19 protein-coding genes and 1 pseudogene are annotated in these 19,610 nt (G+C 65.4%); 9 read left to right on the top strand and 11 right to left on the bottom strand.

From position 1 onward, the window contains the following. Nucleotides 1–101: 101 nt before the first annotated feature. The 7 genes and pseudogenes from EI545_RS01755 to dusB all read right to left on the bottom strand — a co-directional run bounded on the left by EI545_RS01755 (nucleotide 102) and on the right by dusB (nucleotide 10,280). Nucleotides 102–1,619, bottom strand: coding sequence for a TrkH family potassium uptake protein (locus EI545_RS01755; protein WP_174258169.1), 1,518 nt, complete (start codon nucleotides 1,617–1,619; stop codon nucleotides 102–104). Further along, entirely contained in the window at nucleotides 1,619–2,995 is a 1,377-nt protein-coding gene (gene trkA / locus EI545_RS01760; protein ID WP_125323868.1) for a Trk system potassium transporter TrkA, read from the bottom strand. Before trkA ends, EI545_RS01755 begins: the two co-directional genes overlap by 1 nt. 121 nt (nucleotides 2,996–3,116) lie before the next feature. Then, nucleotides 3,117–4,517: a nitrogen assimilation response regulator NtrX gene (gene ntrX / locus EI545_RS01765; RefSeq protein ID WP_125323869.1), complete on the bottom strand. Its 1,401-nt coding sequence runs from the start codon at nucleotides 4,515–4,517 to the stop codon at nucleotides 3,117–3,119. Then, nucleotides 4,498–6,786: a sensor histidine kinase NtrY-like gene (locus EI545_RS01770; RefSeq protein WP_125323870.1), complete on the bottom strand. Its 2,289-nt coding sequence runs from the start codon at nucleotides 6,784–6,786 to the stop codon at nucleotides 4,498–4,500. Before EI545_RS01770 ends, ntrX begins: the two co-directional genes overlap by 20 nt. Before the next feature lie 98 nt (nucleotides 6,787–6,884). Beyond that, nucleotides 6,885–8,248: pseudogene (locus EI545_RS01775) on the bottom strand (response regulator). Continuing rightward, the gene (locus EI545_RS01780; protein WP_125323871.1) at nucleotides 8,248–9,345 is read right to left on the bottom strand and encodes a two-component system sensor histidine kinase NtrB; all 1,098 of its coding nucleotides are present in this window, start codon (nucleotides 9,343–9,345) and stop codon (nucleotides 8,248–8,250) included. Before EI545_RS01780 ends, EI545_RS01775 begins: the two are co-directional and overlap by 1 nt. Then, complete coding sequence (dusB, locus tag EI545_RS01785) at nucleotides 9,342–10,280, bottom strand: tRNA dihydrouridine synthase DusB (RefSeq protein ID WP_342776558.1); 939 nt, start codon at nucleotides 10,278–10,280, stop codon at nucleotides 9,342–9,344. The genes EI545_RS01780 and dusB overlap by 4 nt, the downstream gene beginning before the upstream one ends. A gap of 263 nt (nucleotides 10,281–10,543) precedes the next feature. Between dusB and EI545_RS01790 the strand changes: the two genes are divergently transcribed. Genes EI545_RS01790 through EI545_RS01800 form a run of 3 tightly spaced genes read left to right on the top strand, consistent with a single transcriptional unit; the run spans nucleotide 10,544 to nucleotide 12,677 of the window. Next, nucleotides 10,544–11,668, top strand: a complete 1,125-nt coding sequence (locus EI545_RS01790; protein ID WP_125323872.1) for a bifunctional 2-C-methyl-D-erythritol 4-phosphate cytidylyltransferase/2-C-methyl-D-erythritol 2,4-cyclodiphosphate synthase — start codon at nucleotides 10,544–10,546, stop codon at nucleotides 11,666–11,668. Further along, complete coding sequence (locus EI545_RS01795) at nucleotides 11,665–12,171, top strand: phosphatidylglycerophosphatase A family protein (RefSeq protein WP_125323873.1); 507 nt, start codon at nucleotides 11,665–11,667, stop codon at nucleotides 12,169–12,171. Before EI545_RS01790 ends, EI545_RS01795 begins: the two co-directional genes overlap by 4 nt. Continuing rightward, nucleotides 12,159–12,677 carry a CinA family protein gene (locus EI545_RS01800; RefSeq protein WP_125323874.1) on the top strand — a complete coding sequence of 173 codons (519 nt, stop codon included), beginning with the start codon at nucleotides 12,159–12,161 and terminating at the stop codon, nucleotides 12,675–12,677. The genes EI545_RS01795 and EI545_RS01800 overlap by 13 nt, the downstream gene beginning before the upstream one ends. 4 nt (nucleotides 12,678–12,681) lie before the next feature. Here EI545_RS01800 and EI545_RS01805 read toward each other — a convergent pair whose 3' ends face one another. Both EI545_RS01805 and EI545_RS01810 read right to left on the bottom strand, forming a co-directional pair. Continuing rightward, complete coding sequence (locus tag EI545_RS01805) at nucleotides 12,682–13,557, bottom strand: CE1 family esterase (protein ID WP_125323875.1); 876 nt, start codon at nucleotides 13,555–13,557, stop codon at nucleotides 12,682–12,684. 59 nt (nucleotides 13,558–13,616) lie between these two features. Continuing rightward, nucleotides 13,617–14,075 carry a type II toxin-antitoxin system RatA family toxin gene (locus tag EI545_RS01810; RefSeq protein WP_125327190.1) on the bottom strand — a complete coding sequence of 153 codons (459 nt, stop codon included), beginning with the start codon at nucleotides 14,073–14,075 and terminating at the stop codon, nucleotides 13,617–13,619. Nucleotides 14,076–14,204: 129 nt separating this feature from the next. Between EI545_RS01810 and hpt the strand changes: the two genes are divergently transcribed. From hpt to EI545_RS01825, 4 genes are all read left to right on the top strand, one after another. Next, nucleotides 14,205–14,777, top strand: coding sequence for a hypoxanthine phosphoribosyltransferase (hpt, locus tag EI545_RS01815; protein WP_125323876.1), 573 nt, complete (start codon nucleotides 14,205–14,207; stop codon nucleotides 14,775–14,777). Then, complete coding sequence (locus EI545_RS21270) at nucleotides 14,774–14,950, top strand: hypothetical protein (protein WP_164517182.1); 177 nt, start codon at nucleotides 14,774–14,776, stop codon at nucleotides 14,948–14,950. Before hpt ends, EI545_RS21270 begins: the two co-directional genes overlap by 4 nt. A 62-nt stretch (nucleotides 14,951–15,012) precedes the next feature. Continuing rightward, nucleotides 15,013–15,900: a c-type cytochrome gene (locus EI545_RS01820; RefSeq protein WP_125323877.1), complete on the top strand. Its 888-nt coding sequence runs from the start codon at nucleotides 15,013–15,015 to the stop codon at nucleotides 15,898–15,900. A 54-nt stretch (nucleotides 15,901–15,954) separates the two neighbouring features. Then, complete coding sequence (locus EI545_RS01825) at nucleotides 15,955–16,194, top strand: N-(5'-phosphoribosyl)anthranilate isomerase (protein ID WP_125323878.1); 240 nt, start codon at nucleotides 15,955–15,957, stop codon at nucleotides 16,192–16,194. 49 nt (nucleotides 16,195–16,243) lie between these two features. On the opposite strand, the gene lipA is transcribed toward EI545_RS01825, so the two are convergent. Continuing rightward, on the bottom strand, nucleotides 16,244–17,188 hold the full coding sequence (gene lipA, locus EI545_RS01830; protein WP_125323879.1) for a lipoyl synthase: 945 nt from the start codon (nucleotides 17,186–17,188) through the stop codon (nucleotides 16,244–16,246). A gap of 183 nt (nucleotides 17,189–17,371) precedes the next feature. Here lipA and EI545_RS01835 point away from each other — a divergent pair, with 183 nt between their 5' ends. Further along, the gene (locus EI545_RS01835) at nucleotides 17,372–17,944 is read left to right on the top strand and encodes a hypothetical protein (protein ID WP_125323880.1); all 573 of its coding nucleotides are present in this window, start codon (nucleotides 17,372–17,374) and stop codon (nucleotides 17,942–17,944) included. Here EI545_RS01835 and EI545_RS01840 read toward each other — a convergent pair whose 3' ends face one another. Then, nucleotides 17,945–19,078: a DUF6456 domain-containing protein gene (locus EI545_RS01840; protein WP_125323881.1), complete on the bottom strand. Its 1,134-nt coding sequence runs from the start codon at nucleotides 19,076–19,078 to the stop codon at nucleotides 17,945–17,947. A 224-nt stretch (nucleotides 19,079–19,302) separates the two neighbouring features. On the opposite strand from EI545_RS01840, the gene EI545_RS01845 reads away from it, so the two are divergent. Beyond that, nucleotides 19,303–19,587, top strand: coding sequence for a DUF6477 family protein (locus EI545_RS01845; RefSeq protein WP_125323882.1), 285 nt, complete (start codon nucleotides 19,303–19,305; stop codon nucleotides 19,585–19,587). Nucleotides 19,588–19,610 lie beyond the last annotated feature (23 nt).

Here is a 19,610-nt window from a genome sequence, read left to right on the forward strand (position 1 = left end):
TGCCCCAAGTATGAAGCGGGTTTCAGGGAGATTCCAGCGCAAAAATCAGGCTGTTACGCGACGGGCGGTTGAGTGGCCGCAGTCCGGGTCAGCGGCCGGGGTCAGCGGCGGCCCCGGGCGGGCAGGATCAGCGCCAGAAGGGCGAGTGTTTCCAGCCGTCCCACAATCATCGCAAGACCAAGCGCCAGCTTCACGGACGGGGTCAGATCGCCATAGGCGATGGGCAGGCTGGCCCCGAAGTCAGCCAGTTGGCCCGTCGTGGTCAGGGCGGCGATGGCAAGCACGAGGGCCGGTTCGAAAGCAACGCCAAGCAGTGCGAGGACAGCGGTCATGACGGCGATGGTGAAGGCGAAAAGCATGAAGAAGACCCAGGCCAGTTGGGCCCCTTCTTCACGCAGGCGGCGGGCGTCACCGCCACCGCGCCCGATGGAGTTGGGGTGGATGATCCGCTCCAACTCACGCTCACCGTGGCGCAGAAGGGCATAGACCCGGAGCAGCTTGACCCCGCCTGCGGTTGTTGCCGTGCCGCCACCGATGATGGCCAGCGCAAGCAGGATCAGACCGGGCGTGCCGATCCCCGACCATTGCGCAGCACTTTGCCATTCGGCCGAGACATAGCCGGTGGTGGTGAGGAACGAGGCGGCGGTGAACAGGATGCCCCAGAGCGAGGCCAGCGCGCGCGGGGCGTCTTCGGCGAGTCCGGCCGCCTCGGCGACGAACCAGTGGCGCAGGAACAGGATGACTGTCACGCTGAGGACAATGAGCGCGGCCAAGCGCAGTTCGGGGTCGCCGGGCAGGCCGCGGCGTTGCGCGGCCGGGCCGGGCCCGGGAAGCGCGCGACGGGTGATCGCGAAGATGAAAAAGAGGAAGATCAGCATCTCGCCCGGGATTCCGGCACCGGACCCGGCAAGGCCGGATTGCCCGGAAATGCCCGAGGTCGAGAGCGTGCCCATGGCATGGATCAGGGCCGTCGTCGCCGGTTCCCCGGCAAGCAGCAGGCCAAGCCAGAGCAGAAGGGTCAGGGCGGTAAAGACGGGAAACAGCCGGAGCGCATAGCGGGTCAGGCGTTCCGAAGGCTCGGCCGTGCGGGTGACCTGGGCCGTGCCATGCGCCCCCCGCCCCGGCACGCGGCCCGAGGCGACCTCGGACCCGCCAAGGTTCAGGGGGGCAAGGATGGCATAGGCGGCCAGCAGCACGAAGAACCCGCCGTACCAGCCGACGATCGCCCGCCACAGGTGCACGGTATCCGACAGCCGGTCTGCCGGATACACGGTCGCGCCCGTGGTGGTGAAGCTGGAGGTCATCTCGAACCAGGCGTTGATCAGGCTGGTGTCGGGCAGCGCCTCACGCAGGGGCAGGACCATGGCGACGGGCAAGAGCAGATAGGCCCCGACGAGCGAGGCAAGGTGGCTGCGGGCGGCATCGCGCGGGGTGAAGGCGGCGGTGGCGATGCCCAGCATCACGGTCAGGATCAGCAGGATAAGCGCGGCGTAGAAGAAGGCGCGGGCAAGTTCGTTCTGGTCGGTGGCCACGCCATGCAGCGCGGGCAAAAGTGCCAGGCAGCCGGTGATCCCAAGGAGCACGACCAGAAGCGGCAGTTCTGCCAGACGCGACAGCATCAGAAAAAGTCGATCGAGACCTGCAAGAGGCGTTCAACCTCGGGCACGTCGCTGGCCATGGCGAAAAGGGCGATGACGTCACCGGCTTCGATGCGCAGGTCCACCGTGGGTTTCAGGACCTTTTCGCCCTTCATCACCGCGCCGACAAGGACGCCTTCGGGAAACTCGATATCCCGGACAAGGCGCCCGGAGAGGGGCGAGGTGGACAGGACCTGCGCCTCGATCATCTCGGCCTCGGCGTCGCCGATGGAATAGACGGCGCGGACCCGGCCATGGCGGATGTGGCGCAGGATCGACGACACGGTGGTCGCGCGCGGGTTGATATAGGCGTCGATGTCGAGGGGGGCCATCAGGGGCGCAAGCGTGGGGTCGTTCACCAGGGCGATGGTCATCTGACAGCCCGCCTGCTTGGCCCGGACCGCCACCAGCAGGTTGGTCTTGTCGTCATCCGTCACGGCAAGGATGGCATCGGCGCGGTCGATCGCGGCTTCCATCAGAAGATCGATGTCCATGCCATCGCCGTTCAGCACAATCGTGCGTTCCAGCGAGTCGGCGGCATGTTCGGCAGTGGCGCGGTCTTTCTCGATGATCTTGGCGCGGATCCGGTCGGTCCGCTTTTCCAGCGCAAGGGCCACGGCAAGCCCGACGTTGCCGCCCCCGACGATGACGATGCGTTCCTGTTTCTTGGTCTTCTTGCCAAAGATTTCCAAGGCGCGGTTGACGTCCTCGATATGGGTGAAGACGTAGATCTGATCCTCGGCAAACAGCTGGTCGCCGGCTTCGGGCGCAAACAGGCGGCCTTCGCGGCGGATGCCGACGACGATGGCGCGGAGGGTGGAGAACAGCTCGTTCAGCTGGCGCAGGGGCGTGTTCAGGACCGGGCAATCTTCGGACAGCTGGATGCCCAGAAGCTGCGCGTGGCCGCCCATGAAACTTTCCGTGTCAAAGGTCGCGGGGGCGGCAAGGCGCTGCAGCGCGGCCTCGGCCACCTCACGCTCGGGCGAGATCACCACGTCGATGGCAAGCTGGTCCTGGTTGGTCAGATCCCCATACAGGGCATCAAGATAGTTCTGCGCGCGGATGCGGGCGATCTTGCGGGTGATGTTGAAGATGGAATGGGCCACCTGACAGGTGACCATGTTCACCTCATCCGAATGGGTGGCGGCGATCAGCATGTCGGCGTCGCGCGCGCCGGCCTTTTCCAGCACGTCCGGATGGCTGGCAAAACCGACCACGCCTTGCACGTCCAGCGTATCGGTCGCCCGGCGCACAAGGTCGGCGTTGGTGTCAACCAATGTGACATCGTTCTTTTCGCCAGAGAGGTGGCGCGCGATCTGCCAGCCGACCTGGCCCGCCCCGCAGATGATGACCTTCATCAGATTCCCCGCGTCCCGCCGTGGGGAACTGCATGTCAGATCAGGCGGGGGGGGTCAATCGGTCCCGCCCCAAGGCTACCCGGCATCATGCCACAAGAGGGCCGGACGCCGGGCGCTTTCGCTATTCGTCGTAGTCGGTGAACCCTCGCCCGGCACCACCCCGCGATGTGCCGACCACACCAAGGGATTTCAGCTTTCGGTGCAGGGCCGAGCGTTCCATGCCGACAAAGCTGGCCGTGCGGCTGATATTGCCACCAAAGCGGTTGATCTGGGTCAGAAGATATTCCCGTTCGAAAAGTTCGCGGGCTTCGCGCAGGGGAAGGGCCGCGATGGCACCGGAGAGGGGCAGACCGCCGGTCTCTGCCTCGGACTTCGGTTCGGTGCCGGGCAGTTCATGCGCCTCGATCGGGCCGGACGTGTCGCCCAGGATCAGCACGCGTTCGACCATGTTGCGGAGTTGGCGGATGTTGCCGGGCCAGGGCATGGTCTGCAGCATCGTCTCAGCCTCGGGCGTGAAGCTGCGGGCGGGGAGGCCCTGGGTCTTGTGGAACCAGCCGATGAAGTGGCGGGCAAGGTCGGGGATGTCTTCGCAGCGTTCCGACAGCGCCGGAACCGGGATCGGGACGACGTTGAGGCGGTCGTAAAGTTCCTGACGGAACCGGCCAAGACCGATTTCGCTGCGCAGATCGCGGCAGGTTGAGGAGATCACGCGCAGATCGACGCGGACCTTGTCGGTGCCGCCGGCGCGAGTGAATTGCTGTTCGGTGAGGACGCGGAGGATTTTGCCTTGGGTGCCAAGGGGCATGTCGGCGACTTCGTCGAAATAGACCACGCCGCCATGGGCCTGTTCCAGAAGGCCGGGTTCCACGCCGCGTTCAGGGGTTTCGCGGCCGAACAACACCTCTTCCATCCGCTCGGGCTCGATCGAGGCGGAGGAGACGGTGATGAAGGGGGCAGACGCACGGTTGGAGTTGCTGTGGATGTAGCGGGCGGCCATTTCCTTGCCCGACCCGGGTTCGCCCGTCAGCATCACGCGGCCGTTGGATTTGGTCACCTTGTCGAGGTTGGATTTCAACGTCTTGAAGGCGGCTGAGCTGCCCAGCATGTCCGCCGAGGCGACGTCACGGCGGCGGAGTTCCTGATTCTCGCGGCGCAGGCGCGAGGTTTCCATGGCGCGGGCGACGACGACCATCAACTGGTCGATGTTGAAGGGCTTTTCGATGAAGTCATAGGCGCCCTGCTTGATCGCGGCGACGGCGATTTCGATGTTGCCATGGCCCGAGATGATGACGACCGGCACATCGGGGTTGTCGCGCTTGACCGTCTTGAGGATGTCGATCCCATCCATCCGACTGTCTTTCAGCCAGATGTCGAGGATCATCAGCGACGGGGGTTCCGCGTTGATTTCGGCCATGCAGTCGTCGGAATTCGCGGCAAGCCGGACGGTGTAGCCTTCATCCTGCAGGATGTCGCCCACCAGTTCACGGATGTCCTGTTCATCATCAACGATCAGAATGCTCATGCTTTACCTCCTTGCCCGCCTTGGCTTGCGGGGCTTGGTTCTTGGGTCGGCGGCGGGGGACACGCGGCAGGCGTATCTCGGCCAAAGCGCCGGGGTGGGTGGCACCGTCAAACACCGGCGCGTCGAGAAGGGCGAGCGTGCCGCCATGTTCCTCGATGATCTTCTTGACGATGGGCAGGCCAAGGCCGGTGCCCTTGTCACGGGTGGTCACATAGGGTTCGAACAGGCGGGCGCGATCGGGCGGCAGGCCGGTGCCGTTGTCCATGATGCGGATGACGGCTTCGCTGTCATCGGCTTCCAGCGTGACGCGGATTTCGGGCACAAAGCCCGCAGGGGCCGACTTTTCGCGATAGGCTTCAATGGCTTCGCCCGCGTTCTTCATCAGGTTTGTCAAGGCCTGGCCGATCATGGTCGCGTCAAGTTCCAGCGGCAGGGGACCGGGAAGGATGGACGTGACAAAGCGCACGTCGGGCTGGCCGTTTTCCTGCAAAAGGACCGCCCCGCGCAGCAGTTCGGCAAGGTCGCAATCGCGGCGGTCGGGTTCGGGCATGCGGGCGAATTTGGAAAATTCGTCCACAATCCGGCGCAGGTCGTTGGTCTGGCGGACGATGACATCGGTGTATTGCTCCAAGTCTTCGTGGTCGCGGACTTGGGACGAAAACTTGCGCTTGATCCGTTCGGCGGACAGCTGGATGGGCGTGAGGGGGTTCTTGATTTCATGCGCAATGCGGCGGGCCACGTCGCCCCATGCGGCCATCCGCTGGGCGCTGACGAGGTCGGTCACGTCGTCGAAGGCCACGACATAGCCCTCAAGACTGCCGTCCTCGCTGCGCCGCACGCTCATCCGCACCAGCAGGCTTTCAATCTTGCCTTTGCGGGTCAGGCGCACCTCTTCCTGAACGGCGGTGCCGGCGCCTTCGCGGACGCGGTCGAACAGGGGGGCAAACTCTGGCACGGCAGCGGCAAGCGGGATGTCGGACTGGCCATCGGCAAAGTCGAGCAGGCGTTCGGCGGCGCGGTTCACAAAGTCGATGTCGCCGTCGCTGTCCAGACCGATGACACCCGCCGTCACGTTGGACAGCACTGAATCGAACAGGCGGCGGCGGCGTTCGGTCTGGCTGTGGCTGACCATCAAGGCGTCGCGCTGGCCTTTCAACTGACGCGTCATCTGGTTGAACAGGCGGCCAAGCGAGGCGATTTCGTCATCGCCCTCCTCTTCAGTGACCTGCACATCCAGATCGCCGCCCCCTACCCTTTCCGCCGCCCCCGCCAGACGACCCACTGGCCGCGACAGGCGTTCAGCGAACCACAGGCCAAGCCAGACGGCAGCAAGGATCAGGATCAGCGCAAAGCCAAGGTAGATCAGGCCGAAGTTGAACAGCAGCCGCCCACGTTCGCTTTCCAGCTGGTTGTACAGCTGGACGGTTTCCTGCGTTTCATCAAGAAGGGAGAGGATCGAGCCGTCCACCTCACGCGTGACGTAAAGATAGCGGTCGGGGAAGGCGTCAAGGTAGACAAGCGCGCGAAATTCGTTGTTCGGCCAGTCCGGGATCAGGACGGTGTTGCCTTCGCGGGCCAACCGCAGCTGTTCGGCGCTGATCGCTTCGAAGCCGAACAGATAGGACCGTTCGCCGCGCGTCTTCAACTCGCCATCGCCATCGACAAGGTAAGCTTCCTTGAGGCCGCGCTGAATGACGGCCTGCCCCTGCGACAGGACCGGGCGCAGTTGGTCGTCGCGCAGAAAGACGGTCTGCCGTTTGGCGGTGTTGATAAAGCCTGACAGGGCTGCGACATCCGCGGCCAGATCGTCGCGCTGCACCGCCTCATACGCCTGGGCGGCGGCGAGAGAGGAGCCGACAACCGACCGGACGCGTTCGGAAAACCAGCCCTCAAGCCCGATGTTGATGGACAGGACGGCGAAGACGGCCACAAGGACGGTGGGCACAAGGGCGATCAGCATGAAGACGCCCGACAGCCGCATGTGCAGCCGCGACCCGGCGGATCGTGACCGGCGGTCGGCGATCATGCGCGATACGCGGGCCAGAACCAGCGCCGCGATGACAAGGACGTAGATCAGGTCGGTCAGCAGGATCAGCCGCAGGATGGGCGATGCTGCGTCCTGATTGAACGGCCCCATGGCCAGAAAGGTGCCCACTGCCAAGAGCGGGCCAAGGAAAACAAGGCCAAGCGTAACCGCCGTCTGCACCCGCCGCTGCCGACGCAGGCGCGAGAAGCGAGCCCAGACATCCCTTTGAACTGCCCGATCCAACCGATCCTGCCCGTAACCCGGGGGTTTTCCCACCCTGCACCACTATATCTTGATGTGGTCCGGGGTGAAACCCAAAAGACACAGGGTCCGTGGCCGGGTTACATCAATTTACGGCGACGGGTCACGCGGATGTCGAGGTCGGTGATCTTCTTGCGCAGCGTGTTGCGGTTGATGCCCAGAAGATCGGCGCATTTCGCCTGATTTCCGGCAGTTGCATCCAGCGCAATCTCGATCAGGGGCAGTTCCACCTCGCGCAGGATGCGCTGGTAGACGCCGGGGGGGGCAGTTGGCCGCCGTGCAGATCGAAGTAGCGCTTCAGGTGGCGCGCGACGGAGGCGGACAGCTTTTCCCCCCCGCCACCATCCGCGCGGGGTTCGGGGCTGGGCTGGTTGCCCAGAACCTGTTCAACCTCCAACCGCGAAATCTCGGATTCGGAGGCGGTGACAAGCAGGCGGCGGATCGTGTTTTCCAGCTGGCGCACGTTGCCGGGCCAGCTGTAGGCGCGGACCAGTTCGGTGGCGTCGGCAGACAGGCGGCGGACAGCGCCAAGATCACGTTCGCCCTTGGCAAGGAAATGTTCGGCCAGCAGCGGGATGTCATCCACCCGTTCGCGCAGGCTGGGGACATGCAGGCTGACGCCGCCAAGGCGGTAGTACAGATCCTGCCGGAACTGGCCGGCTTCCATGCGGGCGGAGAGGTCGGATTGGCTGGTGGACATGATGCGGGGGGCATTGTCGCCCAAGAGGTCCAGCATGCGGACGACGCGGGCTTGGGTATCCTCGTCGAAATCGGCGACCTCATCAAACACGATGGACCCGCCGCGCGCCTTGGCAAGCAGGGTCGAGGGGCCGTCGACGCCTTGGAGGTCAGCGGCCTGGGCCACCGCAAAGGGCAAGGTCCGCCGGTCCGAAAAATCATGGATCGCGCGGGCGATCAGCGATTTGCCGGTGCCGGATTCGCCTGTGATCAGAACCGGAAGGTCGGTGTTCATCACCCGCGCCACCAGCCGGTAGAGCGACTGCATGGCGGGCGTGCGTCCCACCAGCGGCAGATCATCGCCCGCATCGCGCGGGGCGACCACCACTTTGGGGGTGCGGCGCTTTTGTTCAAGCGCCTTGGAGGACCGCTTCATCAGGTCGGGCAGGTCAAAGGGTTTGGGCAGGTAGTCGAAGGCTTCGGCTTCAGCCGCCTGAATGGCGGTCATGATGGTGTTCTGGGCGGAAATCACGATGACCGGCAGACCGGGGCGCATCTTGGCGATCCGCGGCAGGGCGTCCAGACCGTTGCCATCGGGCATGATGACGTCAGAGATCACCAGATCGCCCTTCCCTTCTTCCACCCAGCGCATCAGCGTCATCAGGCTGGAGGTCGCGTGGACCTTGCACCCGGCCCGCGTCAAAGCCTGCGTCAGAACGGTACGGATCGTGCGGTCATCATCAGCGACGAGGACGGTGCCATCCATTACTTGCCTTCCTTTTTGTTGTCGCGCGGCGCCATGGGAAGCGACACGCGAAATACGGTGCGACCGGGGACGGAATCGACAGAGATCCAGCCTTCGTGGTCAGAGATGATCTTGGAGACGAGCGCGAGGCCAAGGCCGGTGCCGTTTTCGCGGCCCGAGACGAAGGGCTCGAAGATGCTGGCGGCGATTTCCGGCTTGATGCCGGGGCCATCGTCGATGATCTCGATCTGCAGTGGCAGCGCGGCCGAGGCCCCGTCCTTGCGCCGCAGGCGCAGCGAGAGGTCGTAGAAGGTGTGCAGGCGGATCGTGCCGCCCGGCCTGCCCGCCTCGGCAGCGTTCTTGATCAGGTTCAGAAAGACCTGCATCAACTGGTCACTGTCGGCAAAGGTGGGGGGCAGCGAGGGATCGTAATCCTCGGCGATGGTCATGTGGGCGGCGAAGCCCACCAGCGCCGATTTGCGGGCGCGGTCCAGCGCGTCGTGGATGTTCACGGGCTTGCGGTCCGGGGGCCGGATGTTGCCGAACTGTTCGACCTGTTCGAGCAGTTTCACGATGCGGCGGGTTTCCTCGACGATGAGGTCGGTCATTTCCCGATCTTCGGGCGACAGGTTCATCGACAAAAGCTGTGCCGCGCCCGAAATCCCGGCGAGGGGGTTCTTGATTTCATGCGCCAGCATTTCGGCCATGCCGATGGCAGACCGCGCGGCGGATTTGACGCCCATCGACCGACCCAGCCGATCCGCAATCTCACGCGGGGAGAGGATCAGCATGATGACATCGGGGTTGTCATGCATTGGCGCGATGTGGACCGTGCATTGGACGGGTGGACGTTCGCCGGTGGTAACATCGACATTGTTGATGTTCAGGGGCGACTGGTTGGACCGGGCGCGGGCCAGCGCCTCTTCCATCGGCGCGTCGATGGAGAGCCTGTCAAAGGCGGGCTGGCCGCGCAGGGCCTTGTCGGATGTGTTGAGAAAGGTCTCCGCCGCGGGGTTCGCTTCCAGAATGCTGCCGCGCTGGTCGATCAGCAGCGCCGGCAAGGGGAGCGAGGCCCAGATGACGCCCGGCACCGGGTATGGCATCCGGTAGGGGGTCATGCGGCAAGTTCCAGTTCGGCAAAGGCCTGTTCCAGAAGCTGGATCACCTCGGCCGGGTCGGTCGAGGTCAGGATCGCTTCGCGGGCGTGGGGCAGGCCCGCCTCTTCCAGATACCAGCCAAGGTGTTTGCGGGCCATGCGCAGGCCAAGATCGCGCCCGTAGAAGGTGAGCATGTCGTCGTAGTGATCGAGGATCAGCCGCCCCAGCGCCCCGCCCTGCGGGATCTTGGGTGCGGGTGTGCCGCACAGGTCATGCGCCACCTCGGCCAGCCGCCAGGGTGCCCCCTGTGCACCCCTGCCGATCATCACGCCATCGGCCCCGGACAGGCGCAACGCCTCACGCGCGGTGGCGCTGTCGGTGATGTCGCCATTCGCTATGACGGGGATCGACACCGCTTCTTTCACCGCGCGGATCGCGGCCCAGTTGGCGTGGCCCTTGTAGAACTGGCAGCGGGTGCGGCCGTGGATGGTGATCATCTGTACGCCCGCGCCTTCGGCACGCCGGGCAAGGTCGGGGGCGTTGTGCAGGGTATCGTCCCAGCCCAGCCGGGTTTTCAGCGTGACCGGCACCTTGACGGCCCCCACCACCGCCTCGATCAGCTTCAGCGCAAGGTCAAGATCGCGCAAAAGGGCGGAGCCGCAGAGGCCGGTCGTCACCCGCTTGGACGGGCAACCCATGTTGATGTCGATGATCCGGGCGCCCTGCCCTTCGACATAGCGGGCACCTTCGGCCATCCAGTAGGGATCACGTCCGGCCAGCTGAACCGAGGTGGCCTGTTCGCCCAAGCCAAGCTCGGCCCTTGCGCGGGCTTCGGGCCTTGCGCGGACGACCTCTTCGCTGGCGACCATTTCGCTGACCACCAGCCCCGCGCCGAACCGGGCGACCAGCCGGCGAAACGGCAAGTCCGTGATCCCGGCAAGCGGGGCAAGGATCACCGGCGAACCAATCGTGACGGCGCCGATGGCCAGAGAGCCAGGGAGAAGGCCGTGTGAAAGAGAGCCGGGAGGGAGGGACAACTGCCTATTCCTTGTGCGCACAGGTTACTGGTAGGCCCCCGGGACGGCAGGTCCAAGGCGATGAAGCCAGAAAATGACCGAAAAACATGCGATGCACAATTTTTAATCAGTTGCGCCCGGTTCTGCGCCAGATTGTCATGCTGCGCGGGCTGGATTAGTCAGGATGCAAAGGGCAGGAGCATATGGATACAGCCATCGTCATCGTCGCCGCGGGTCGCGGCAGCCGCATGGGCGGCGAGGTGCCAAAGCAATGGCAGATGCTGGCCGGGCGGCCGGTGCTGGCGCATGTGCTTGATGCGTTCGCGGACCTGCCAGTGGTGCTGGTGATCCACCCAGAGGACCGGGCGCGGGCTGTGGCGCTTGGGTTTGGCGGGCGGCTGGTTGACGGGGGCGCCTCACGCGATGCGTCGGTTCTGGCAGGTCTGCAGGCGCTGGAGGGGGCCGGGGTCAGCCGCGTGTTGATCCATGACGGCGCGCGGCCCTTGGTGTCCCGCGCGCTGATCAGCCGCTTGATCGCGGCGCTGGATACCCATGACGGGGCGGCCCCTGCCCTGCCGGTGACCGACGCGCTGTGGCGGGGTGCGGGTGGCCTTGTGGCGGGCACCGTGGACCGCGCGGGGCTTTACCGGGCGCAGACGCCGCAGGCCTTTCGCTTTGCGCCCATTCTGGCGGCACATCGCGCGCATCCCGGCGGGGCGGCGGATGATGTGGAAGTGGCGCGGGCCGCGGGGCTTGACGTGGCGATCGTCGAGGGCGAGGACACCAATCTGAAGCTGACCTACCCCGGCGATTTCGCCCGGGCCGAGGCGATCCTGAAGGGGCAATCCATGGATGTGCGGATGGGCAACGGCTATGACGTGCACGCCTTTTGCGACGGAGATCATGTCTGGCTGTGCGGGATAAAGGTGCCGCATGGGCGCGGGCTGCTGGGCCATTCCGATGCCGATGTCGGGATGCACGCGCTGACCGATGCGATCTATGGCGCTTTGGCCGAGGGGGACATTGGCCGCCATTTCCCGCCAAGCGACCCGCAATGGAAGGGGGCGGCCAGCCATATCTTTCTGGCCCATGCGGTCGAGCTGGCCCGGTCGCGCGGCTATGACTTGGGCAATTGCGACGTGACGCTGGTGTGTGAGCGGCCGAAGATCGGGCCGCATGCCCTTGCCATGCAAGCGGAACTGGCGCGGATCATGGGGGTGGCGGCGGGCCGCGTGTCGGTCAAGGCCACCACGTCGGAGCGGCTGGGCTTTACCGGGCGCGAGGAAGGCATTGCCGCGCTGGCCACGGCCGTTCTGGTGCGGGCATGAATTGGGCGATCGCCACAGTCCTTGGCGCGGGGCATCTGCGGCCAGCCAGTGGCACCTGGGCCTCGGCCATTGCGGTGGGGCTGGCGGTGGCGGCCTATCAGGCGGGGCTGGCGTGGCTGGTGCCGGTGGGGTTCGTTCTGGCAACAGTCGCGGGGTTCTGGGCCGTGCCGGGTTATCTGCGCACCAGCGTGGATCAGGACCCGTCCGAAGTGGTGATCGACGAATTTGCCGGGCAATGGCTGGCGCTGTCCTTCACCGTCATCCCGCTCTGGCGGCACGGGGTGGAAGATATGCTCTTTGCGGCCTGGCCAGCCTGGGTGGCACCGTTCCTGCTGTTCCGGCTGTTTGATGTCTGGAAGCCGTGGGTCATCGGCCGGGCTGACCGGATGGGGGGGGCGACCGGGGTCATGCTGGATGACCTTTGGGCCGGGCTCTTTGCAGGGGTCGGGTCAATGGCGCTGGCGGGGGTTTATCACGGGGTGGTGGAGCCATGGCTAAGGTAGCGGCTAAGGTAGGCAAGGCAGGAACTGGCAAGGTTGGGGCAGATGTCGCCACTCTTCTGGCCCGGGCGCGATACTGGGGCCTGCGCATTGCCACGGCGGAAAGCTGCACCGGGGGCATGGTCGCGGTGGCACTGACCGATATCCCGGGGTCGTCGGACGTGTTCGACCGGGGCTTTGTCACCTATTCCAACGCTGCGAAGGAGGAGATGCTGGGGGTGTCACCTGCCACTCTGGCAGCGCAGGGCGCGGTGTCGGAACCCGTGGCGCTGGAGATGGCCGAGGGCGCGCTGGCACGCTCAGCGGCAGGGCTGGCCGTGTCGATCACCGGGATCGCCGGGCCGGGCGGGTCCGGGGTCAAGCCTGAGGGGCGGGTCTGCTTTGGTCTGGCGCGGATCGGGCAGCCTGCCACGAGCGAAACGGTAGACTTCGGCGCGCTTGGCCGGGCCAAAGTGCGCAAGGCCGCCACGGCGCATGCGCTGGCCTTGCTGGCCGGGGCGCTGGACTGACCCGTCAGGGGTGCAGCGCGAAGAACCGCAAGATCTCGGTATTGGCGTCAATTTCTTCGGTCTTGCCGCTGTCCATCCGCGCCTTGCGCCCGCCCGGCCAGTGATGCCCGCCGCCCACCACAGTCATCAGCCGCAGGACAACCGTCCTGCCCTTCATGTGGTCGGTAACCGTGACCGAGGTGCCATCATTCCGCCGCCGGTCGATCTGCCGTTCGGTCACCTTCAGCCCGCGCCCCCATGGCGCCAGAAAGGCCGCGACGACCGAGTCCACCGAGGCGAAACTGGTGCGGGATATGCTGACGTTGCCGACGCCCCCGTCATAGGGCACGTTGTCATCGGCGGTGCCGTGGATGACCAGAAGCGGGACCTGCCCCGCCACGCGGATGCGGCGGGTGTCCATGGTGCCGGCAACGCCTGCGACGGCGCGCACCAGACCGGGGTTCAGGGCGGCGAAGGTTTCCACCATGATCGACCCGTTCGACATGCCCGTCAGGTAGACCCGGCTGCCATCCAGCCCGAACCGGTCTTGCGCGTCCTTGATCACCGCCTTCAGGAAGGCCTGATCGTCCACCCGCGCCCGTGCGGCATAGCCGCAGCAATAGCCGCCGTTCCAGGTCAACAGCTTCTCGCCACCAAAGCGCACGCTGCCGGCGGGAAAGATCACCGCGTAGCCCCGCCCCACCGCCGCGCGCGCAAGGCCCGAGGCCGAGGCGAACTGGTCGGGGTTCCCACCACCGCCATGCAGTGCAAGGATCATCGGCGCGCCGCGCGGGTTGGCGGGCAAGGCAATTTCATAGGACCGGTCGCCCAGACGTACCGTTTCGGCGGCCAGGGGAAGGCTGGAGATCAGCCAGAACAGGATCAGGGACAGCAGACGCATCGTTCGTCCTTTCAGTTGCAGGTCGCCTGATCACGCGCCCGTGACCCTTTTCCGTCGCGTCAAAGCGGTGCCGGGCCGTAAAGTTCCGCCGCGCGACGTTCGAAGGCGCGGACGATCCGAAGCATGGCATCGTTGAACACCACGCCGATGATCCCCTGCAGGATAGCGTTGCGAAATTCGAAGTCGACGTGGAAATCAACCTCGCAGCCGCCCGGGATGTCACGGAACGCCCAGTTGGAAAGCATGTGGCGGAAGGGGCCATCCAGATACTCGGTATCGATCTTCCGCGCCTCGGGCCAAAGGGTGACGCGGCTGGTGAACCGTTCGCGGAAGACCTTGAAAGAGATGACAAGATCCGCCTCCATCACCTCGCCCCCGTTCGGGATCGGACGGCGGCTGCGGATGCGGGCGGCAGCATTCCAGGGCAGGAATTTCGGATATGACCCGACATCGGCCACCAGATCATACATCTGCTGGGCGGTGTAGGGCAGGCGCTTGGTTTCGGTATGGGTGGGCATGGCACACGCGGTTTTGCCCGACATGTGGCCCGGTTGCGCCGCAAGATCAAGCGGGTGTGACAAGAGAGTTCCCCTCGCCATTGGGACCGCAGACCTGTAGGAAGGCGCGACAAACCCCGGAAAAGCACCATGACGGACAGCCAAAGCGACCGCCCCGCCGACCCTTCCTATGTCATCGACCAGATGATCAGCGCCAAGGCCATCGCCGCGCGGGTCGAGGCGCTGGCGCGCGAGATCACCCAGCATTTCAAGGGCACCGACAAGCTGGTGGTCGTGGGCCTGTTGCGCGGGTCCTTCGTGTTCATCGCCGATCTGGTGCGTGAGATCGAACTGCCGGTCGAGGTGGATTTCCTTGAAGCCTCCTCCTACGGCGATGCGATGCATTCCAGCCGCGAGGTGCGGATCCTGAAAGACCTGCGGGGCGAGATTGCCGGGCGCGATGTGCTGGTGGTGGAAGATATCGTCGATACCGGGTTCACGCTGCACCATGTGATCCACCTGCTCAAGGCGCGCGGCCCACGGCAGCTGAAGGTTTGCGCGCTGCTGGACAAACCGTCGCGGCGGGAAGCCGCCGTGAAAGCCGATTGGACCGGGTTTGAAATCCCCGATGAATTCGTGGTGGGCTATGGCATCGACTTTGCCCAGCGCAACCGCAACCTGCCCTATATCGGGAAGGTGCGTTTCACCGGACCCTCGGCGTGAACGTGATGCACTGGCTGGTGCGCGCCAAACGGTGGGCGCAGAACCCGCCCTCGGCCGGGCATGTCAAGCTGGTCTTTGCAGTCATCGCCCTGTGCCTGATGATCGTGGGGCTGGAATGGGCCTTTGGCTGGCCTGAGGGACTGACGCTGAACCGCCTGAATGCGAAACCGTGACTGGACAGCCTGCCCTGGTCCTTTAGTCTTGGCCCGCAGATGCACAAAAGCGGAGTTTTGCGATGCGCCTCTTGGGCTGGCTGTTGGCATTGGGTCTGATCGGGGCGGGTGGTCTTTGGGTGCTGGCAAGACCGCAGCCCTTGTCCGAGGCGGATGTGGCGGGCCTGACCGGGGACGCCGTAGCAGGCGAGATGGTGTTCTGGGCCGCCGGTTGCGCGTCCTGCCACATGGCCGCCGAGGCCAAGGGCGATGCACAGTTGGTGCTGGCGGGCGGGCAGCGGTTTCCGTCGGATTTCGGGACTTTCGTCGCGCCGAACATCAGCCAGGATCCAACCCATGGCATTGGCGGCTGGGGGCTGCTTGATCTGGCCAACGCGCTGCAGCGGGGGGTGAGCCCGGAAGGCACCCATTACTATCCGTCCCTGCCCTATGCGTCTTACGCGCGAATGCGGCTGCAGGATGTGGCCGACCTGCATGCCTTCCTGCAGACCCTGCCCGCCGACGCCACCCCCAGCCAACCGCATGAACTGGCCTTTCCCTTCTCGCGCCGGGAAACCATCGGGGTCTGGAAACTGCTGTTTCTGTCCGAGGACTGGTCGCTTGCCGGCAATCTGACACCGACCGCCGACCGTGGCCGCTATATCGCCGAGGCGCTGGCGCATTGCGGCGAATGCCACACGCCGCGCAACCTTCTGGGGGGGCTCGATACCGGGCGCTGGCTGGCGGGCGCGCCCAACCCGTCGGGTCAGGGCCGGATCCCCAACATCACGCCCACCGCCCTTGGCTGGACGGTGCCCGACATCGTGCAATACCTGACCACCGGCTTCACGCCCGAGTTTGATAGTGTGGGCGGCCACATGGCGCATGTGGTGGAGAACATGGCACGGCTGCCGGAAGCCGACCGTGTGGCAGTGGCTGAGTATCTGCTGGCCGTGCCGGGGGTGGAGTGAGGACGAAGCTCGCCCGTTTAGCGCAGATTAACCTTGTGCGGGCAGAGTTCGGCGATGGATCAGAACTGCTTTCCCACTCGCCGCCAATCCGACCCTGACGCCTGGATCGATCTGGTCTTTTCGGCCAAGGCCGCCAATGGAGGTGTCGTGCGCCGGGCCATCGGCTGGGTTGGAAATGAGGTCGGGCATGACCGCTTCGTCGATGAGGTGCGCCGTCGCGGCTATCATCTTCTGGTCACGCAAAACCAGTACATCGTCGTCTGCAACACCGGCCCAGTCCGCATGCTGTTCTGATTTTCGCAGAAAATCAGTGCATGAGTTTTCTGCGAAAACTCACTTGGGACTATCCGCGCCCTGCCTGCCGCGCCGCGCGCATCCGGGCGAAGTCATCGCCCGCGTGGTAGGATGACCGTGTCAGCGGCGTTGCCGAAACCATCAGGAACCCTTTCCCGAAGGCAGCCGTCTCATAGGCCTGGAATTCTTCGGGCGTGACGAAGCGGTCAACCCGGTGGTGTTTCGGTGTCGGTTGCAGATATTGGCCGATGGTCAGGAAATCGACATCGGCGGCACGCATGTCATCCATGACCTGCTGCACCGCCTGACGGTCCTCACCCAGCCCGACCATGATCCCGGATTTGGTGAACATCGTCGGGTCCAGTTCCTTCACCCGTTGCAAAAGGCGCAGCGAGTGGAAGTAGCGCGCGCCGGGGCGCACCTCGGGGTACAGGCCGGGGACGGTTTCGAGGTTGTGGTTCAAGACATCGGGCCGGGCGGCAACCACGGTTTCAAGCGCATCCGGGCCGCAGCGCAGGAAATCGGGGATCAGCACCTCGATCGTCGTGCCCGGGGCGCGATGGCGGATGGCGCGGATGGTCTGGGCGAAGTGGTCGGCCCCGCCATCGGCAAGGTCATCGCGGTCGACAGAGGTGACGACGACATGGTTCAACCCCAGTTCGGCCACGGCATGGGCGACGCGGCCGGGTTCGAAGGCATCCAGGGTTTGCGGCTTGCCGGTGGCCACGTTGCAGAAGGTGCAGCCCCGGGTGCAGATCTCGCCCATGATCATCATGGTGGCGTGGCCCTGGCTCCAGCATTCGCCGACGTTGGGGCAGCCGGCCTCTTCGCAGACGGTCACCAGCTTTTTCTCGCGCAGGATGTCACGGGTGCGCTTGTACCCTTCGGACGTGGGGGCCTTCACCCGGATCCAGGACGGCTTTTTCGGCTGCGCATTGTCGGGGCGATGCGCCTTTTCAGGGTGGCGTTCGTCAGGAAGCTTGAGGTCGCGCACGGATCATTCCCCTTGCCGGTTCACCTGAAGGAGATAGGCCGGATTTGCCGAAATGGCAACGCGCCAGCCACCGGGGCCCCCGCCTTGGGGCCATGCAGAGCGCGCATGGGAGGCTGCGAAAGATTGACGCGGATCAAGGCCAGCCTCTCGCCCCTCTGGCAGAGGACAGGTATCCAGAGGACCATGATGACCACGACCGAACTTACGCTTGCCGTGCTGGCGCTGCTGTTGACGCCGGGGCCGACCAATTCGCTGATGCTGCTGGCAGGGGCCGAGCGTGGGCTGGCAGCGGCCCTGCGGCTGATCCCGGCAGAGCTGGCGGGATATCTGCTGACAGTGGTTCCGCTGACGCTGATCGGGCAGCGCGTGCTGGCGGCATGGCCGGGTCTGGCGCTGGCTGTGGCCCTTGCGGCGGCGGTCTGGGTCGCGGTTCTGGCGGTCCGGCTGTGGCGATTGCCTGCGGTCGCGGCACACACCTCGGTCAGCGCGGGGGCGCTGTTCCTGACAACGGCATTGAACCCCAAGGCGCTGATCTTCGGGCTGGTCCTTTTGCCATCGCCAGATCGGCTGGCCGGAAATGTCACGCTGTTCGCCGCACTGGTTGTGGCGGTGGCGATCCTCTGGGCCGGGCTTGGCGCGGCCTTGCGGGGCCAGGGTCTGCGCCAGCCGCGCGCATTGTTCGTCTTGCGGCGGCTGGGCTCGGTGTTTCTGGCGGCGATGTCGGTGCTGCTGGTTCTGCGCGGCGTTTCGGCCTGATCAGCCGATCAGGGGGCCAGAGCGGCCATAGGTCTCATCATAGTGGCGCCGAAGCCGCATCAGCGCGATCCGCAGCACGATCTTTCCCGACCGCGCCGCCCAGCCCATCCGCTTTTCCGCAACTTCCAGCCCTTCCAGAAAGCAGCAGCAGCGCAAGGCAACGTCGCCCAGTCCCGGCCCAAGGTCCCGCAAGGCCGCGGCCACCCGGGCGCGGGCGCGGCCGGGCCCCTCGCCCAGACCGCTGTCCGGCTGAAAGCTTCCGCGGTCGCCCCCGGTCAGGAACCTGTCCCAGTTCTGGGCGACGCGGGGTCCCATCTGTGCCAGTTCGAAATCCTCGCGCAGACGTTCCGCCGCTTCCACAAGGTCCGCCTCAAGAAACGGCTTTCCGTCGCGGTCGCGTCGGCGGCCCAGCACGCCCACCGGGCTTTCCGCCATGTTGTAGCGCACACGGCGCGGGCCATCGTCGTCGATCACCGCCCGTTCGCCCCAGACCCGGTGCTGATCGCCAAAGGCCGCGCCGTCGGCCGCGCCCTGACGGCGGCGGTCTTCCTCATCCGTCATCCGGCGCAGGGCCGCGCGACCGGCGGCGGTGATTTCGTAGGTCGAGACCCGTCCCGGCTTGCGGCAGGTGATCCAGTCCTTGAGCGTGAAGGCCTGGGCCACGCTGCGTTCCAGCACGGCCGTGCGCAGGTTGCGGCCATCCGGCATCTCGCGCAGGACGACGGCCTTTTCCATCTCGGGCGCAATCGCCATCACGGCGCCGGGTTCGGCCAGTCGGCGCAAGACGCGGCGGCCTTCGCTGGCAAGGGACTGGTCATCGCACAGCTTTGGCGCCGCGGCTGGGCTGCGGGGATGTACGGACATGGGTTGAGCTTCCTTTCGGGCTGGGTCGACGGCGATACTTTGGGAAAGACGCGATTGGGACAGACGCGACATGGCCGACAGCGCTTCATCCATCAGCGGGTCTTCGCGACGACTTTCGAACCGGCGCACCTGACGCAGGATGGTCGAGGGGTGGAGCCCCTCGCGCCGTGCCAGGGCCCTGAGCGACGTACCGTCGTCGATATGATGCAGGTAGTGGCGCACGGCAGCTGGAAGCCAGTCAGGCAGGCTGGCGGCAGATAGCTCTGGCAATTCAGTCGTCCCGTCCTTGTCGCCACCCCGGGTCTGTTTTCGTCCAGCCTTGGACAATCACAACCTTGGGTGGAATTGGTTACCTGTTGGTTAAACGCTCGGTCGGTTTGAACAATTGCGCGGAATTCCTAAACTTTTCGGTAACCTCCGCGCGCTGCAATCCCGGATCACGCAACGCTGGGTTGCCCCGATGCATGATGCGCCCTCCTGAATCGGAGAGCAGAATGTCAGATTTTCGCATGGTCCTTGCCAACCTGCGCCGCCCGCGCCTTTTGATGCGGGCAGCCCGCTTTGGCCTTGGCGATTACCGGCGCGAGCGGGATCTGCGGCGGCTGGTCCGCTGCGGCCTGTCGCCCGAAGAGACGGTGCCGACGTTGATGTCGGTGGAAGCAGAGCTGGAGGAGACGCGGCTCGCGGGCGATATGTCCTATTCCTGCGCGCGGCACATCGAGGTGCTGATTGCGCTTCTGGCCGAAGCGAGGCTGTTGCGCCGGGAAGGGGTTGTCTAGGCCAAGCAAAAGGGGCGGAACCC

Source organism: Tabrizicola piscis (genome assembly GCF_003940805.1).
Lineage (GTDB): Bacteria > Pseudomonadota > Alphaproteobacteria > Rhodobacterales > Rhodobacteraceae > Tabrizicola > Tabrizicola piscis.

Bases quoted from the DNA above. Each gene is read 5' to 3' on its own strand.
- EI545_RS01755 (WP_174258169.1), bottom strand. From the start codon at position 1,619: ATGCTGTCGCGTCTGGCAGAACTGCCGCTTCTGGTCGTGCTCCTTGGG.
- trkA (WP_125323868.1), bottom strand. From the start codon at position 2,995: ATGAAGGTCATCATCTGCGGGGCGGGCCAGGTCGGCTGGCAGATCGCG.
- ntrX (WP_125323869.1), bottom strand. From the start codon at position 4,517: ATGAGCATTCTGATCGTTGATGATGAACAGGACATCCGTGAACTGGTG.
- EI545_RS01780 (WP_125323871.1), bottom strand. From the start codon at position 9,345: ATGACCCCCTACCGGATGCCATACCCGGTGCCGGGCGTCATCTGGGCC.
- EI545_RS01790 (WP_125323872.1), top strand. From the start codon at position 10,544: ATGGATACAGCCATCGTCATCGTCGCCGCGGGTCGCGGCAGCCGCATG.
- EI545_RS01795 (WP_125323873.1), top strand. From the start codon at position 11,665: ATGAATTGGGCGATCGCCACAGTCCTTGGCGCGGGGCATCTGCGGCCA.
- EI545_RS01800 (WP_125323874.1), top strand. From the start codon at position 12,159: ATGGCTAAGGTAGCGGCTAAGGTAGGCAAGGCAGGAACTGGCAAGGTT.
- EI545_RS01805 (WP_125323875.1), bottom strand. From the start codon at position 13,557: ATGCGTCTGCTGTCCCTGATCCTGTTCTGGCTGATCTCCAGCCTTCCC.
- EI545_RS01810 (WP_125327190.1), bottom strand. From the start codon at position 14,075: ATGCCCACCCATACCGAAACCAAGCGCCTGCCCTACACCGCCCAGCAG.
- hpt (WP_125323876.1), top strand. From the start codon at position 14,205: ATGACGGACAGCCAAAGCGACCGCCCCGCCGACCCTTCCTATGTCATC.
- EI545_RS01820 (WP_125323877.1), top strand. From the start codon at position 15,013: ATGCGCCTCTTGGGCTGGCTGTTGGCATTGGGTCTGATCGGGGCGGGT.
- EI545_RS01825 (WP_125323878.1), top strand. From the start codon at position 15,955: ATGGATCAGAACTGCTTTCCCACTCGCCGCCAATCCGACCCTGACGCC.
- EI545_RS01835 (WP_125323880.1), top strand. From the start codon at position 17,372: ATGATGACCACGACCGAACTTACGCTTGCCGTGCTGGCGCTGCTGTTG.
- EI545_RS01845 (WP_125323882.1), top strand. From the start codon at position 19,303: ATGTCAGATTTTCGCATGGTCCTTGCCAACCTGCGCCGCCCGCGCCTT.